This window comes from Pedobacter yulinensis (assembly GCF_003029735.1).
Classification (GTDB): Bacteria; Bacteroidota; Bacteroidia; order Sphingobacteriales; family Sphingobacteriaceae; genus Pedobacter; species Pedobacter yulinensis.
Map to the genome: position 1 here is coordinate 85116 of NZ_KZ686271.1, position 15874 is coordinate 100989.

The 15874-nt window shown below is 51.0% G+C and carries 13 protein-coding genes; 8 read left to right on the forward strand and 5 right to left on the reverse strand.

The genetic code is table 11. The features are described from left to right. Nucleotide 1: 1 nt before the first annotated feature. Nucleotides 2–610 (reverse strand): HPP family protein, encoded by a 609-nt coding sequence (locus tag C7T94_RS17155; protein WP_107216954.1) that lies wholly within the window; start codon nt 608–610, stop codon nt 2–4. After that, nucleotides 611–1072 (reverse strand): type I restriction enzyme HsdR N-terminal domain-containing protein, encoded by a 462-nt coding sequence (locus C7T94_RS17160; protein ID WP_107216956.1) that lies wholly within the window; start codon nt 1070–1072, stop codon nt 611–613. 83 nt (nt 1073–1155) lie between these two features. Between C7T94_RS17160 and holA the strand changes: the two genes are divergently transcribed. From holA to C7T94_RS17175, 3 genes are all read left to right on the forward strand, one after another. Beyond that, a complete protein-coding gene (gene holA / locus C7T94_RS17165) occupies nt 1156–2166 on the forward strand; it encodes a DNA polymerase III subunit delta (RefSeq protein ID WP_107216958.1) in 1011 nt (336 codons plus the stop codon). A 105-nt stretch (nt 2167–2271) separates the two neighbouring features. Beyond that, the gene (locus C7T94_RS17170; protein WP_107216959.1) at nt 2272–4839 is read left to right on the forward strand and encodes a zinc-dependent metalloprotease; all 2568 of its coding nucleotides are present in this window, start codon (nt 2272–2274) and stop codon (nt 4837–4839) included. 166 nt (nt 4840–5005) lie between these two features. Next, the gene (locus tag C7T94_RS17175) at nt 5006–5410 is read left to right on the forward strand and encodes an EVE domain-containing protein (protein ID WP_107217142.1); all 405 of its coding nucleotides are present in this window, start codon (nt 5006–5008) and stop codon (nt 5408–5410) included. A 143-nt stretch (nt 5411–5553) separates the two neighbouring features. Here C7T94_RS17175 and C7T94_RS17180 read toward each other — a convergent pair whose 3' ends face one another. Continuing rightward, the gene (locus C7T94_RS17180; protein ID WP_107216961.1) at nt 5554–6741 is read right to left on the reverse strand and encodes a cation:proton antiporter; all 1188 of its coding nucleotides are present in this window, start codon (nt 6739–6741) and stop codon (nt 5554–5556) included. A gap of 47 nt (nt 6742–6788) precedes the next feature. Next, the gene (locus C7T94_RS17185) at nt 6789–7310 is read right to left on the reverse strand and encodes an acyl-CoA thioesterase (RefSeq protein WP_107216963.1); all 522 of its coding nucleotides are present in this window, start codon (nt 7308–7310) and stop codon (nt 6789–6791) included. A gap of 148 nt (nt 7311–7458) precedes the next feature. Here C7T94_RS17185 and amyA point away from each other — a divergent pair, with 148 nt between their 5' ends. Further along, on the forward strand, nt 7459–8970 hold the full coding sequence (gene amyA, locus C7T94_RS17190) for an alpha-amylase (protein ID WP_107217143.1): 1512 nt from the start codon (nt 7459–7461) through the stop codon (nt 8968–8970). Nucleotides 8971–8991: 21 nt separating this feature from the next. Here the strand turns inward: amyA and C7T94_RS17195 are convergent, their stop codons facing one another. Next, nucleotides 8992–10035: a quinone-dependent dihydroorotate dehydrogenase gene (locus tag C7T94_RS17195; protein ID WP_107216965.1), complete on the reverse strand. Its 1044-nt coding sequence runs from the start codon at nt 10033–10035 to the stop codon at nt 8992–8994. 194 nt (nt 10036–10229) lie between these two features. On the opposite strand from C7T94_RS17195, the gene C7T94_RS17200 reads away from it, so the two are divergent. The 4 genes from C7T94_RS17200 to C7T94_RS17215 all read left to right on the forward strand — a co-directional run bounded on the left by C7T94_RS17200 (nt 10230) and on the right by C7T94_RS17215 (nt 15871). Further along, a complete protein-coding gene (locus C7T94_RS17200) occupies nt 10230–12143 on the forward strand; it encodes an ABC-F family ATP-binding cassette domain-containing protein (protein ID WP_107217145.1) in 1914 nt (637 codons plus the stop codon). Between the two features lies 1 nt (nt 12144). Continuing rightward, nucleotides 12145–13434, forward strand: a complete 1290-nt coding sequence (locus tag C7T94_RS17205; protein WP_107216967.1) for a type IX secretion system plug protein — start codon at nt 12145–12147, stop codon at nt 13432–13434. Nucleotides 13435–13587: 153 nt separating this feature from the next. Continuing rightward, on the forward strand, nt 13588–14541 hold the full coding sequence (locus C7T94_RS17210; protein WP_107216968.1) for a formylglycine-generating enzyme family protein: 954 nt from the start codon (nt 13588–13590) through the stop codon (nt 14539–14541). Nucleotides 14542–14569: 28 nt separating this feature from the next. Then, the gene (locus C7T94_RS17215) at nt 14570–15871 is read left to right on the forward strand and encodes a Gfo/Idh/MocA family protein (protein ID WP_107216970.1); all 1302 of its coding nucleotides are present in this window, start codon (nt 14570–14572) and stop codon (nt 15869–15871) included. Nucleotides 15872–15874 lie beyond the last annotated feature (3 nt).

Genomic DNA, 15874 nt, shown 5'->3' on the forward strand with positions numbered 1-15874 from the left:
GTCAGGCCCTGTTTTTTATACGCCGGGTGTACATCCTGATCTTTCTCAGGGTGCGCGTAAATTTCTTGCTGGTCGGATAACTCCGGTGCCTGGTCAGGTTGTTGAACACGAGCGCGAAGAGCAACAGGATCATGGCGCCTGAAAATACAGGGGTTAAGACGTACAGGTAACCAAGCGCTTTGACCTGCGCTGAACCTGCTACTGCAATGAGCGCCGTAGCGCCACCCGGGGGATGCATGGTGCGTGTCATTTGCATGCCCACGATGGACAAGGAAACGGCCAGGGGCGCAGCCAGCCAGGTCAGGTCAGGAAAAAGTTTATAAACCGTTACGCCGATCAGTGCTGAAAGCACGTGCCCGCCAACAAGGTTTCGCGGCTGGGCAAGCGGGCTTTGAATGGCTCCGTAAACCAGTACACTCGAAGCGCCGAACGAGCCGATCAGGAACACATAATCGTGTAAATTTACGCTCAATTTGTTCAGAAGCCCAATACAGCCGATCGCGGCAAATGACCCAGCAAAGGACCAGGTATGTTCCCTGAAATCGATCAACGTTTCCTTGTAGAGGACAAAACGCGAAATCCTGATACCCCTTTTTATTCTTTCTTTCATCTATAAGTCTAAATAGTCGGGTAACTCTTCAACGAACTGAAAAAGACCGGCAGCATGGTCAATACGTGCATAGTAATGCTTCAGGCCATTGGTGACCACCAGCCACCGCGCCTTATGAATCAGGTTATAGCGGGCCGCCTGGTCAAAAACCTTCTGATCAATTTTAACAGCCGGCGCTTTACACTCGACCAGTACGGCTTTGTTTCCCTCCCTGTCATAAATCAATAGGTCGCTGCGTTTCTGCATCTGGTGCAGCTGCAGGCCACCTTCAATGCGTATTAATGATTTGGGAAAGGCATGCCCCTGCACCAGGTAGTGTATAAAATGCTGCCTGACCCATTCTTCGGGTGTCAGAAAAAGATGTTTTTTCCGGATTTCGTCAAATATATACGTGCCGCCCTCCTTTTCTGTGATCCGGAAAGGGTAGGGGGGCAGGTTTAAAGGAATCGGTTCAAATGCCATGCGGGTGGGGTTGCTTTTCCATCAACCTTTCATGTTGGTAATTTTGCTGTAAATGGTGCCGCAATATCGTAATTTTGCGGTCAATGACGGCTGCCGAAATTATCAAAGAACTCAAAGCGCGGAAATTCCGGCCGGTTTACCTGTTGCATGGCGAAGAGCCGTATTATATAGATGAACTGACGACCTATATCGAACAGCAGGTGCTGAGCGATGCTGAAAAGGGATTTAATCAGACCGTACTGTACGGGAAAGATACCGACATGGCTACTGTGCTGAACGCAGCCAAGAGGTATCCTATGATGTCTGATTATCAGGTGGTCATTGTAAAAGAAGCCCAGGAGCTGAAATGGTCTGACAGCAAGGCCGAGGAATTTGTGCTGGCGTATTTCGAGAAGCCCCTGGCCAGCACCATCCTGGTCCTGGCTTATAAATATGCCAATTTCGACAAACGCAAAAAGATCTACAAAGCGATCGATAAAAACGGACTGATTTTCCAGTCAGACCCGGTGCGCGACTATAAACTGGTGCCCTGGATCGAAGGGCTGATCGCTTCTAAAGGCTGTAAGATCGAACCGCAGGCTTCCGCGCTCATGGCCGAATACCTGGGCACCGATCTGAGCAAGATATCAAATGAGGTCGATAAGCTGCTCCTGAACCTTGGGAAAGGCGTAACAATCACCTCCGATCACATTCAGCGCAACATCGGGATCAGTAAAGAGTACAACGTTTTCGAACTGCAAAAAGCACTTGCCGTACGCGATGTCGTCAAATGCAACCAGATTATCGGTTATTTTGCTGCCAATCCCAAGGCGAACCCGATGGTCATGGTGCTTGCTAATCTGAACAGCTATTTTACAAAAATCCTCAAATATCACTACCTGCTCAATAAAGCAGATGCGCCCAAGGAGCTTGGTGTTAGCCCGTATTTTATAAAAGACTATGAGCTGGCCGCACGCAGTTATCCCGGCGGCAAGGTTTTCCAGGTCATTTCGCTGCTTCGGGAGTATGATCTGAAGAGCAAGGGTGTAGACAGTACCGGCAATACCGGCGACGGCGATTTGCTCAAAGAACTACTCTTTAAGATTATACACTGAGCAGGCCCCTAGCAAAAATTGTTGCCTGTAACGGTAACGTTATACCATTTAGGAAGCTGATAACTGCCTTTCCATTATTTTAGCTCTCCAAATTAACTTATTCGCATGAAGAAAAATTTACTAACCCTGGCGGTGCTGGTTGCCGCTACAAGTTGGGCAGCGCATGCCCAGACCCGGCCAACAGGCGGCACTGACAGCGTTCGCCGTTCGCCCGGTACCACCTTCGGGATGCCCGGCGCTACGCAGCGTGCGCAGCCCAAACCTTACGAGTCTGTCATTACGAATAAAGCGCTGACGCGCAAAGGCATGATTACCTCGCATAAGGTAGAAGACAAATTTTATTTCGAGATACCAGATTCCATTTTAAACCGGGACATCCTGGTTGTTAGCCGGATCTCAAAAGCCGGTGCAGAAGTTCGCGCTGCCTCCGGATATGCCGGTGATGATATCGGAAGCCGGGTAATCAGGTTTGAGAAGGCACCGAACAACCGCGTCTTTATGCGTAAAATGTCATTCCGTACCTACAGTGCAGACAGTACTGCCGATATGTACCAGAGCCTGCAGCGGTCAAACGTGCAAGCCATTGCGGCCGCTTTCAACGTTGCGGCTTATACGCCTTCGAAAAATGGAAGCGTCATTGATATGACTGATTACCTGAACCAGGACAACGATATTTTCTTTTTTGCATCGCCAATGTACAAGACCAGGTTCAGACTAGGGGCGCAGCAATCAGATCGAAGTTATATCCAGAACGTCAGAAGTTTCCCGATGAATGTGGAGATCAGCACAGTAAAGACCTATGCGCTGACTGCTCCAAGCGCAAGTCCGTTTGGCGGCGGCGGCGCCTCGCCAATGGCTTCCATGGTATCTGGCTCCAACACAGTCGAGCTGAACAGCTCGATGGTTTTGCTTCCTAAGGTACCGATGAAACCGCGTTATTTTGATCCGCGGGTGGGTTACTTTACGGTGGGCTACACAGATTTCGACCAGAATCCGCAGGGCGTTAAAGAAGTTGAACTGGTAAAACGCTGGCGGCTTGAGCCAAAGGCGGCAGACCTGGCACGCTACAAACGTGGCGAACTGGTTGAGCCGGTCAAACCAATCGTGTTTTATATCGACCCGGCTACACCAAAAAAATGGGTTCCTTATCTTATTGCCGGGGTAAACGACTGGCAAAAGGCCTTTGAAAAAGCGGGCTTCAAGAATGCCATCATCGGAAAAATGGCGCCTACCGCCAAAGAAGACTCGACCTGGAGCCTGGACGATGCACGCCACTCGGCTATCGTCTACAAACCTTCTGAAATTCCGAACGCCAGTGGTCCGAGTATAGCTGACCCCCGCAGCGGCGAAATTATGGAGAGCCACATTAACTGGTACCACAATGTTATGAAACTTGTGCACGACTGGTACATGATCCAAACTGCGGCTGTAGACCCAAGGGCCAGAAAAATGACGTTCAGCGATGAGCTGATGGGCGATTTGATTCGTTTCGTGTCTTCGCACGAGGTGGGTCACACCCTGGGCCTTCGTCACAATTACGGATCGAGCTCGACCGTTGATGTTGAGAAACTGCGCGACAAGGCATGGGTTGAAGCAAACGGTCACACTCCCTCAATCATGGACTATGCGCGTTTCAACTATGTAGCCCAGCCAGAAGACAAGATCTCGAAAAAGGGCCTTTATCCGCGTATTGGCGATTATGACCTTTGGGCCATTGAGTGGGGTTACAAACTGCTGCCCGGCAAAGGCGGTGCGGCAGAGATTGCCGAATTGAATAAGATGACGCTGACAGCGGCACAGAACCCGCGTTTGTGGTTCGGAACCGAGACCAATCCCGACGATCCGCGGTCACAGAACGAAGACCTGAGCGGCAACGCTATGAAAGCCAGTACATATGGCATCAAAAACCTGAAGGTCATTCTGAAAGGCTTGCCGGAGTGGACGCGCGAATCAAACGAAGGGTATGAAAACCTGTCGAACATGTATGGCCAGCTGACCACACAATTTGGCCGATATATGGGGCATGTTTCCAAAAACATTGGCGGTATCATGGAAACGCCAAAAACCGTTGAGCAAAGTGGTGCTGTTTATGTACGCACCCCGGCAGCCAGCCAGCGCGAAGCCATGGCCTTCCTGAACGAGAACCTCTTCAGGACCCCAACCTGGATGCTGGATCAGGCCGTTCTGGACCAGATCGACGAGAACCCGCTTGAAGTAGTGGGCAAACTGCAAAATGCTACGCTGAACCGTTTGGTAAGCAGCTATACAATCCTAAAGCTTGTATCGGCAGAAGCAGCCGACGGCGGCAAGGCTTACAAAGCAACAGACATGCTGGGCGATTTAAATAACTACATCTTCACTGAACTGAATTCAAACCAGGACATTGATGTTTACCGCCGCAACCTGCAGAAAATGTATGTTGACAAGCTGATCAGCATCGTGAAACCTGCGCCGGCGCTTCAGGCATCGGCAGTGTCTATGGGCAGAGGCTCCAGCGCAGCTCCGAGGGCAATTACTGCCAGCAGCAGCGATGTGATTTCGGTCGTGAAAGGACAGCTGCGCGAGCTGCAGACCAAGCTGAAAAATGGCTCAGCTGCAGCCAGCGGAATGGCAAAATACCATTTGGAAGATTTGTCTGATCGCATTGAGTCGGCACTTGATACAAAAGGCTAGACAAAAGAATAGGAAAGGACCCCGTACCGGAAGGTGCGGGGTTTTTTGTTGCGTGCATTATGCTAAGGGGCATGGCCGCACCTGACTGCAGAAATCGCGTTGTTTTTAGTCGGGGGCTCAAAAAAAACGCGGTGATTTCTTAATTTTGGCATTTAAAACAAACGATATGAACTACTGGCTGGTCAAATCAGAACCACATAAATATTCCTGGGAAAAGTTCAATGAAGACAAGCGCACTTTCTGGGACGGTGTACGCAATTACCAGGCGCGGAACAACCTTCGCGACATGCGCGAAGGCGACCTGGTCCTGTTTTACCACAGTAACGAGGGAAAATGTGTGGTTGGTGTGGCCAAGGTGGTCCGGGAATCCTACCAGGATCCGACTACACCCGATCCCAACTGGGTCGTGGTCGACCTGTCGCCGGTTGAAACACTGAAAAAGCCGGTTACGCTTGAGCAGATAAAAAATGAGTCCTCACTGAAAGATATATCCCTGATCCGGCAGGGCAGATTGTCTGTTATGCCGCTCAAGGCGGCAGAGTTCGATAAAATCCTGGAAATGGGCAGTTAGGCGGTTCTTTGGCACTGGCTTCCGGTGCTAAACCCGATTGGCGCGGAAAGCCCGGAGCGAGGAACGAGCGAGGACTTGCAGCAGAAAGCGGGACTATCTGCCGCCATCCCCCTCAGGCGCTGTTTTACTGATCAGCGCCGTTGTCAGGTTGTTCCGGCTGCCAGTTGTTTTTTCGCTGCCAGCAAGCCTATGCTCATGACCAGGCTTGATCCCAGCACCACAACAAACAGGAAGGGTGTCCCGATCTCTTTGATTTTGATGGTTTCAGGCAGGTTGTAATACAATAAAATGCTGATCAGACCCCGGGGAGCAATGAATACCTCCGGGCTTACGCCCCGGCGCCGCACAAACCGGAGGTACAGGTAACGGATCGCGTAGATCGATGCCAGGATAAACGCGCCATTGATCAGCACAACCTGATCGTTCAGCGCGTACACGTTCATCGTGAAACCGAAGATCACAAAGAAAAACGTACGGATGATAAAAGCGGTTTCTGCCGATAACTGGTAGAGCTGTGCCAGGTCAGCCTGAAGGTTTTTGTAAATGAATACACTCCTGAAATACGCATGGCTGATGGTGTCGGCATTGTTGAGAAACAGTCCGAACGAGAGAATCAGGATAAGCGCCGACAGGTGGTACGACTGCCCCACAGCATAAACGAGGATCAGGATGCTGATGATGAGAAAAAATTTGATGTGGTGAGAAATCCGGCCCATGATGTAAAGCAGCAGGATGCAGGAGACCGCCGATACAAGCACGATCAACACTGTACTCATGGCCAGACCGGTAAACGAGCTCACTGAAATGTGCTGGTTGGAAACGGCGAAATTGAACAGGATCACGCCGAGAATGTCTGAGAACGACGACTCATAAATGATGTATTCTTTCCCGCTTTTGTTCAGCGCCGCAGCAGAAGGGATAGCAATAGCCGAACTGATCACACTAAATGGAATGGCATTCGTAAAACAGGTGTAAATCGGTTGACCGGTAATCTGGAGAATGATGAAAGTAATGACAGAAACCGTTGCCAGCAGGATAAACAGAGCCGAAAAAAAAGCCCCCTTGATCAATTTGTTTTTCTCGCTGTCGTATTTCAGCTCAAGCGAACCTTCAAACACGATCAGGATGAGACCTACTGTGCCAAGTGTGGGCAGAACGCTCAGAAAATCAAAGGTTTTTATACCAAGGCGGTCTACAAGCAGGCGCAGACCAATGCCCAGCAAGAGCAGCAACAGAACCGATGGCAGTTTCGTTTTGCTGGCTACCAGGTCAAACAGGTAGGAGAAGATAACCAGTCCGCTCAGGATGATCAGTATGGTGTACGTGGTCATAATTTCGGGCTAAGTTCATTTATCGGGCAGCAGCTCCCGCTCTGTTTTTATCCGGCCGTAAAAATGGCCCTGAGTTCCTTTGCGTCTTCGGCTTTCATTTTTCCGGCAAGTACAAGCCGGAGCTGCCGTCTTCTCAATGCACCGTCAAAAAGTTCAATTTCTTCTGGTGTTTCGGGTCTGAGTTCAGGCACGGCGATGGTGCGGTCTTGCGGGTCGAGTGCAACAAATGTATAATAAGCTTCGTTCGACTTGATGCGGTGACCGGAAGGGATATTTTCGGCCCACACATCGAGCCGCACCTCGACAGACGTGTTGAACGCCCGCGTTACCTTGGCCTCGATCGTGATCACATCGCCCAGTTTGATGGGCTGCTTGAACGAAACATTGTCTACAGATGCCGTTACGACGATCCGGTTGCAGTGTTTCTGGGCGGAGATTGCAGCTGCAATGTCCATCCAGTGCAGCAGCCGGCCGCCCATCAGGTTGTTGAGTGTGTTTGTATCATTGGGTAAAACCAGTTCGTTCATCACGACAAATGACTCTTTTGCGGCCTTTGCTTTTAAACTCATATGAGCAAAAGTAGAAAAATTGACCGGCTTTGAGCGGGTGCGGGTAAAATCAGGCGCATGCAGAAACAATAAGTAGCGAAGGATGTTATATCTCCGCATTGCCCGGGCAAAGCCGGAAGCCGGCCAAAACCGGGTGGTGCCACCATCTATGACAAATCAATTGCTTATTCAATATTTTCATTGGTATTACAATGAAGAACAGCTGCTTTGGGAAAAAGTGAAGAACGATGCCGGCTGGCTGGCCAGCCTGGGGGTTACGCAGGTGTGGTTGCCGCCTACATACAAAGGCCGAGAAGGTGCAAACTGCATTGGCTATGAGCCCTATGACCTTTTTGATGTCGGTGAATTTGACCAGAAGGGAAGCGTGGCAACCCGGTACGGCGTGCGTGAACAGTATGAGGCGGCCGTAGCCGAACTGCGATCTAACGGCATTGGCGCCGTGGCCGACGTCGTATTTAATCATAAGGCAGGGGGCGACGAGTTGGAACGGGTTACCGTAAAGCGGGTTGATCCGGGAAACCGGGAGGCCTTTACTTCTGATGCGTTCGAAATAGATGCCTGGACCAGGTTTACCTTCCCGGGGCGAAAAGGAAAACACTCTGAATTTATCTGGGATTTTCATTGCTTCAGCGGTGTAGACTGGGCAGAAGACCTGCAGGAAAGCGCCATTTTTTCGATCCAGAACCAATACGGCGAAGGCTGGGAGCCGGTTCCAAGTACGGAAAATGGAAACTACGATTTCCTGATGTTTAATGATATTGATTTTAGGAATACGAGCGTTCGCGAAGAACTGAAATACTGGGGCAAGTGGTACCTGGAGAGCTTTCAGCCTACGGGTTTCCGTTTAGACGCTGTTAAACACATCAACATTGACTTTGTAAACGACTGGGTCGACCACATGAATGCGGTCAGCGAAAAGCCCCTGTTTTTCGTTGCCGAGAACTGGAGTGTAGAGAGTTTACAGGCACTTGAAGATTACCTGGATGCGACCGGTTCACGCGTGCAGCTTTTTGATTCCATGCTGCACCACAACCTGTACCAGGCTTCTGTGCAGGGAGAGGCTTACGACCTGAGCCGTATTCTCGACAACACACTCGTGTCCAGCCGCCCCGAGCGCGCGGTAACCTTCGTGGACAACCATGACACACAACCACTTCAATCGCTGGAATCGTATGTTGATTTCTGGTTCCGGCCGCTTGCCTATGCGCTCATCCTGCTGCGTGAGCAGGGCATTCCATGCCTGTTTTTCCCGGATCTGTATGGTGCCATCTACCACGATGCCGGTGCCGAAGGGGAGGAGCATGAAATTATCCTGGCAAAAGTAGAGGAGCTGCCGGTGCTTGCAAGGCTGCGCAAAGAGCTGGGACACGGACTTCAGCGCGACTATTTTGATTTTCCAAGCTGCATTGGCTGGACGCGGGAGGGCAGTGCCGAATATCCCAACTCAGGTTTTGCGGTGGTCATGAGCAACGGAACCGAAGGGTTCAAGGATATGGAAATGGGACCTGGTTTAGCCGGAAAAGTCATGGTCGACGCGCTGGGCAAACGGGAAGGCGAGGTAGTCATCAATGAAACGGGCTGGGGTAACTTTCACTGCGCGGCAGGAAGCGTTTCTGTCTGGATCCTGAAAGACGCGGCAATGGCGCTGCAGCTTGAATAGAGCCGGCAGCCCCGCAGGCAGTTACAGGTCTTTTCCCTTAAGCAGGGCTTTGCAGATTCGTTTGATCAGTCCCGGACCCTCATAAATGAAGCCGGTATAAAGCTGCACCAGTGAAGCGCCGGCATTCATCTTTTCTATTGCATCTTCAGCCGAGTGAATGCCGCCCACGCCGATAATCGGGAAAGCGCCCCCCGACCTGCTGTGCAGGTATCTGATCACTTCTGTTGAACGTTTGCGAACCGGTTTTCCGCTCAGTCCGCCGGCTTCTGCCGCCACGGTCTGGTCTGAAACCAGGTTGTGGCGCTCAATGGTCGTATTAGTGGCAATGATCCCGGCAATACCAGTTTCCTTCACAATATCAATGATGTCGTCAAGCTGTTCGTCGCTCAGATCAGGCGCAATTTTCAGCAGGATCGGACGGGAAATTTCGTTCTTCCGGTTTCGTCCCTGCAGGGTGTTCAGAATGTGCATGAGCGGTTCTTTTTCCTGCAGGGCACGCAAGCCCGGCGTATTGGGCGAACTGACGTTCACAACGAAATAATCGACCACATCGAACAAACGATCGAAACATTTGATGTAATCACTTACGGCTTCCTCATTTGGTGTATTCTTGTTCTTACCAATGTTTCCACCAACCACAATGCCGGGTTCTTTTTGTTTAAGCAGGCGAAGGCGCTCGGCCATGGTGTCTACACCTTTGTTATTGAAGCCCATGCGGTTAATAATGGCTTCATCTTCGCGAAGGCGAAACATGCGCGGTTTGTCATTGCCCGGCTGCGGGAGCGGGGTCACCGTTCCCACCTCTATAAAGCCGAAACCCAGACTGCTGAGCGCCTCGACGTATTCACCGTTCTTGTCAAACCCGGCGGCCAGCCCGACAGGATTTTTAAAACGGATGCCAAAAACTTCCCGTTCCAGGCCATGGACGTTTACATCAAAGCTGCTGCGGATGATCGTTTTCCCAAGCGGAAGGCTGTCATGCGCCCACTTGAGCCGTTTGACCACGAAATGGTGAATCTTTTCAGGATCAAACTTGAAAAAGATCGGTTTTATGATCCGGTACATAAATGCGAAGATACAACCATTTTCAATATGCCGCTGCCCGGCCCCGCATCGAAATGAAAAATCGGTACAGCAGTACCGGGCCGGGCCTGAGCCTGAAGGGCTTGCAAAATGGATCCGATGTAGATGGTACGCCGCACTGCTATTCGGAACGGGCTGTGTACGGGTCAAAAAAAATGCGTAATTTTGCATCCTCCATGATTTCCATTAATAATTTAACATTTAACATCGGCGCCAGGGCGCTGTATGACGAAGCGAACTGGCACATCAAACCAGGTGAGAAGATAGGCCTGATCGGCGCAAACGGAACGGGTAAAACCACCCTGCTGCGGCTCATTGTAGGCGATTACACCCCTTCTTCGGGATCTATTTCAAAAGCCAAAGACCTGAAAATCGGGTACCTGAACCAGGACCTTTTGTCTTACCAGAGCGATAAAAGCATTGTGCGTGTGGCAATGGAAGCGTTTGCGCGCCAGAACCAGCTGCATACCGAAATCGAGGAAATACTGGAAAAACTGGAAACAGAATACAGTGACGAACTGATTACACGCCTTACTGATCGCCAGCAGGAGTTCGAACAGCTTGATGGCTACAACATTGAATACCGGGCGCATGAGATCCTCGCCGGTCTGGGCTTCAGCGAAGAAGATCAGAAACGCCAGCTGAACACTTTTTCAGGAGGCTGGAGAATGCGGGTCATGCTGGCAAAAATCCTGCTTCAGCAGCCAGACATCCTGCTGCTCGATGAGCCTACCAACCACCTCGACCTTCCCTCTATCAAATGGCTGGAAACGTATCTTGGCAACTTTGAGGGAGCAGTTGTCATCGTTTCTCACGACCGCTGGTTCCTGGACCGGGTCATTAAAAAGACTGTAGAATCGCGCAAAGGTAAACTCACGCCTTATGCCGGCAATTATACTTTTTACCTGGAAGAGAAAGGCATTCGCGAAACCATTCAGCGCGGAGAATTTAAGAACCAGCAGGCAAAAATTAAACAGGAGGAGCGGCTGATCGAGCGCTTCCGGGCCAAAGCATCGAAAGCAAAGATGGCCCAGTCGCGCATCAAGATGCTCGAAAAGATGGATCGTGTGGATGATGTCGATGATGACAACCCTGAAGTTAACTTCAGCTTCCGTTTTACCAAGCAGTCAGGCCGGCACGTCGTAAACATCGAACACCTCAATAAGAGTTATCCCGGTGTGCCAATCCTGCACCAGGCCGATGGCATTATTGAGAAAGGCGACAAAATTGCGCTGATCGGGGCAAACGGGCGCGGCAAGTCGACCCTGCTGAAAATCATTGCTGGTACCGAGACCTTTGATGGCAAGGTAGAGGCGGGGCATAATGTGACCATGACGTTCTTCTCACAGCACCAGCTCGAAGCACTCACGCTTGAGAATACGATTCTGGAAGAACTGCAGTCGTTCGCACCCACGTACAGTGAAACGAACCTGCGCTCCCTGTTAGGCTCCTTTCTCTTTACCGGCGATGACGTGTTCAAGAAAATTAAAGTCTTGTCGGGTGGTGAAAAATCGCGTGTGGCGCTGGCCAAGGCGCTCACCGCAGATGCGAACTTCCTGATCCTCGATGAGCCGACAAACCACCTTGACATTCAGTCTGTAAATATCCTGATCCAGGCCTTGCAACAGTATGAAGGTACATTTATCATCGTTTCTCACGACCGGTATTTCCTTGACAACATTGCCAACAGGATCTGGTTTATCGAGGAGCAAAAAATCAAAGACTACCCGGGTACTTACCAGGAATATGAAGTATGGAACAGTAAGCGGGTCATTCCCAAGCCGGCACCCATACCGGTAAAACAGGAAGAGAAGGCCAAAAAAGAGGAGCCAAGACCCGTGATGCAAAACGCCGCACAGCAACTAAAAAAACTGAACGACGAACTTTCACGTACCGAGCGCGAGGTCGAGACCCTTGAAAAACAGGTAAAGGAAATCGAAACTGAACTTGCAGACGAGCAGGTTTACAGTGAGCCGGCACGGCTTACAGCGGCGAACAAACGTTACCAGGAAGCCAAAGCCGCACTTGATCTGGCACAGCAGCGCTGGGAGGAACTGGCAGCGGGCATCATGGAGATTGAAGAAAAATAACATGAAAGGGCAGCAAGAGGGGTCTGTAGTCAACGTAGGTTACCTGCTTGCGGTACTTTTGCTCTTGTTGCCCTGTTTCTTAAAGGCCCAGACCGGCGCTTTTGTATACGAAAGCCGAACGTACCGATTCGGGATCCGGACGGTGAAGTGTATGCCCGAGGGCCAGGAAGCCGCGTTACCGCTCATTCCATTAGCCGGGCCTGGGCGGTTGTCGATAACCTTCGACGACCTTGACGGGGGAGTGAAAAACTATTGGTATACTGTAGAACACTGTACCTGGGAATGGAAACCCTCAGGTCTTTCGGCAATTGACTACCTGGAAGGTCTTTCAGAAGATCGGGTCACGGATTACCGGTATGCTTCGGGTACGCTTCAGAAATATACGCATTACAAACTGACCCTGCCCAACAGCCAGCTGCGGTTTCGCATTGGCGGGAACTACCTGTTGAAAGTGTACGAAGACGGAGACAGGAACAAACCGGTGCTCTCGCATCGTTTTTACGTAGTTAACCAGCAAATTGGTATTTCGATGCAGGTTATGGCCTCCCCGCAGGTGGCCTACCGGGACCAGAAGCAAAAGATCGATTTCAGTTTGTCGCCCGGCATGGCCATACAGAACCCCTCGACAGATATCAAGGTCGTACTGACTCAGAATAACAATCCGTTTACGGCAATTAGTAACAGAAAGCCCTTTTTTATCAAACCCGGGCAGCTGTTATATACCGATCCGGCGGCGAATGACTTCTGGGCCGGCAATGAATTCAGGAAATTTGATATCCGCAATATCCGGGCACCGCTGTCGGGCGTGAAACAGATTGACAATGGTACCCCGTTCCGGGCGGTACTCTTTACCGATCAGCCCAGGGACCGGCAGGAATACAGCAACCAGGCCGACGAGGACGGCAGATTCTTCATCCAACACGCAGATGGCCGGGATCCGCAAACCGAAAACGATTACACACAGGTGCAATTCAGCCTGCAGACACCTTTGAAAGCCAGTCAGGATCTGTATGTGGTAGGCCTGTTCAGCAACTACAGCAGTCAGGCGGCTTATCGCATGACCTACGTGCCAGAACGTGGTGTTTACACGCTCGATCTCTTGCTGAAGCAGGGACTGTACAATTACAAGTACCTGGCAATTGACCGGCAAACAGGTAAGCCAGACCCGCTCTTTCCTGAGGGTTCCTTTTTTCAAACGGGCAATACATACCAGGGATTTGTGTATTACCGCCGGCCAGGCGGCCGATGGGATGAGCTGGTCGGCTTTGCGGAGGTCCGTTCCGGTAGATAGCAGCCTGTCTGTGCCGCTGTACATGCAATGTTGACCCGCCGTCGTTTGTAACAAAATTGTTCACTTTGGCTTGGGCGTTTAAGCCGGCCTTTTCCTATTTTAGAAGCGTTTTCACGTTCTTGCCGAAAAGTTGATACGTTTTTACCCGCACAAATGAAATTTTATAAATTTATTGTTCTGAGCTGTCTTGCCGGCAGCCTGCCTGCTTATGCGCAAAAGGCATATACCCAAAAGATCAATGGCACCAGGTTACAGTTTGACATGCAGGCCATCCCTGCAGGGAGCTTTCAGATGGGTAGTAAAGCCGGAAAAGCGGATGAGCAGCCGGTGCATGAGGTAAAGCTTGATGCCTTCTGGATGAGCCGGTTCGAGGTAACCTGGGACATCTTCGAGCCATTTCTTTATAAAGATTATGAAGTGCGGCAGAGTGAAGGGCCTGTCCCGGCAGCTGTAGATGCAGTGGCCAGACCTACAAAACCGTACCTTGATATGACTTTTGGTATGGGCAAGCTGGGACAGCCGGCCCTTGCCATGACGCAATACAATGCAATTCAGTTTTGCAAGTGGCTTTACACCCGGACGGGCGTATTTTACCGGTTGCCGACAGAGGCCGAATGGGAGTACGCATGCCGGGCAGGCAGCAAGGGTGTCTATAGTTTCGGCGACGATGCTGCCAGACTGGGCGAGTATGCCTGGTACAAAGACAACAGTGAGAACAAGACGCACCCCGTAGGAAAAAAGAAACCGAACGCCTGGGGCCTGTACGATATGCATGGCAACGTAGCCGAATGGACATTTGATCAGTATGTAGAAGATTTTTACGCCTCGGCAGCAGCGAAAAAACCAAATCCTGTTGCCGTGCCTGATAAACTTTACCCCAATGCGGTGCGGGGCGGCTCGTATGATGAAAGCGCTGAGAACCTGCGCTCGGCAGCCAGACTGGCTTCAGATCCGGCCTGGAAGCAGCTCGATCCGCAGATACCGAAAAGCAACTGGTGGTTTCCTGAAGCGCCTTTCGTGGGTATCCGCCTGGTAAGGCCGGCCAAAGCGCCTTCGAAGGCTGAAATTGATGCATATTACAATAAACCACCTATAAAAGACTATTAGTATTTACCAAATTAAAACTGAACCACATATGAGCGAAAGAAGAGATTTTTTAAAGCATTCAGCGCTGCTCGCAGGTGCTACTGTGCTGAGCAATGTGCCGCTGGCCGGCGCTTTTGCCGCAGGTAGCGATACCATTAAGATTGCGCTGATTGGTTGCGGTGACCGCGGCACGGGTGCTGCATTCCAGGCTTTGCAAACCAAATACAACCTGAAGCTGGTGGCTATGGCCGATGCTTTCCAGGACCGGCTGGACAACAGCTACAAAGCCCTCTCAGAGCGTTTCAAGGACAAGGTCGACGTGCCTGCAGACCGCCGGTTTGTAGGTTTCGACGCCTATCAGAAAGCCATTCCGCTGGCAGATGTCGTGTTGCTGGCCACGCCTCCGGGTTTCAGGCCGATCCACTTCGAAGAGGCTGTAAAACAAAATAAACAGATCTTTATGGAGAAGCCCGTTGCTGTTGACGCACCGGGTATCAGAAGGGTATTGGCAGCAGCCGAAGAAGCAAAGAAAAAAAAGCTGAACGTCGTGGTAGGGCTTCAGCGTCGTTATCAAACCAATTACCGTGAAGCCCTGAAACGCATCGAAGACGGTGCGCTGGGTAACATCGTTTCGGGACAGGTTTACTGGAACAGCGGTGGTGTCTGGGTCAGGCCGCGCAAAGCCGGTCAAACCGAGATGGAATACCAGATGCGCAACTGGTACTATTTCAACTGGCTGTGCGGCGACCACATCGTTGAGCAGCATGTTCACAATATCGACATTGCCAACTGGGTAAAAAATGCCTACCCGGTCAGTATACAGGGAACGGGCAGCCGTGCCTGGAGAACAGGGAAAGATTATGGCGAGATCTATGACAACCACGCCGTCGAACTCACCTATGCAGATGGGGCGGTGATCTATTCGCAGTGCCGGCACTTTGAAGGCATTTCGAACCGGGTCGACGAGACTTTCCAGGGCACCAAAGGCCGTGTATACCTGAGCGCAGGCAACAAATCTGTTTTATGGGATAACAACGGCAAGGAAATTTATAACCACCCGGGAAAAGGTAACCCGAACCCGTACCAGACCGAACATGACGAGCTGTTCGCGGCCATAAGCAGCGGTGAATACAAATTCAACGATGCAGAACGGGCGGCGAAAAGTACGCTGACGGCCATTATTGGCCGGTATGCAACTTATTCCGGCAAGGTAATTACCTGGGATGAGGCCCTGAACTCAAACCAGGTGCTTGCACCAGACAAGTTTACCTGGGATGCGCAGCCAAAAGTATTACCTGATGCAGATGGCCTTTACCCGTATGCACAGCCAGGAAAAACCATGGTCATATAAGCA

Excerpts from the sequence above, each read along its gene's own strand:
- C7T94_RS17155 (WP_107216954.1), bottom strand. The coding sequence starts at position 610 with ATGAAAGAAAGAATAAAAAGGGGTATCAGGATTTCGCGTTTTGTCCTC.
- C7T94_RS17160 (WP_107216956.1), bottom strand. The coding sequence starts at position 1,072 with ATGGCATTTGAACCGATTCCTTTAAACCTGCCCCCCTACCCTTTCCGG.
- holA (WP_107216958.1), top strand. The coding sequence starts at position 1,156 with ATGACGGCTGCCGAAATTATCAAAGAACTCAAAGCGCGGAAATTCCGG.
- C7T94_RS17170 (WP_107216959.1), top strand. The coding sequence starts at position 2,272 with ATGAAGAAAAATTTACTAACCCTGGCGGTGCTGGTTGCCGCTACAAGT.
- C7T94_RS17175 (WP_107217142.1), top strand. The coding sequence starts at position 5,006 with ATGAACTACTGGCTGGTCAAATCAGAACCACATAAATATTCCTGGGAA.
- C7T94_RS17180 (WP_107216961.1), bottom strand. The coding sequence starts at position 6,741 with ATGACCACGTACACCATACTGATCATCCTGAGCGGACTGGTTATCTTC.
- C7T94_RS17185 (WP_107216963.1), bottom strand. The coding sequence starts at position 7,310 with ATGAGTTTAAAAGCAAAGGCCGCAAAAGAGTCATTTGTCGTGATGAAC.
- amyA (WP_107217143.1), top strand. The coding sequence starts at position 7,459 with ATGACAAATCAATTGCTTATTCAATATTTTCATTGGTATTACAATGAA.
- C7T94_RS17195 (WP_107216965.1), bottom strand. The coding sequence starts at position 10,035 with ATGTACCGGATCATAAAACCGATCTTTTTCAAGTTTGATCCTGAAAAG.
- C7T94_RS17200 (WP_107217145.1), top strand. The coding sequence starts at position 10,230 with ATGATTTCCATTAATAATTTAACATTTAACATCGGCGCCAGGGCGCTG.
- C7T94_RS17205 (WP_107216967.1), top strand. The coding sequence starts at position 12,145 with ATGAAAGGGCAGCAAGAGGGGTCTGTAGTCAACGTAGGTTACCTGCTT.
- C7T94_RS17210 (WP_107216968.1), top strand. The coding sequence starts at position 13,588 with ATGAAATTTTATAAATTTATTGTTCTGAGCTGTCTTGCCGGCAGCCTG.
- C7T94_RS17215 (WP_107216970.1), top strand. The coding sequence starts at position 14,570 with ATGAGCGAAAGAAGAGATTTTTTAAAGCATTCAGCGCTGCTCGCAGGT.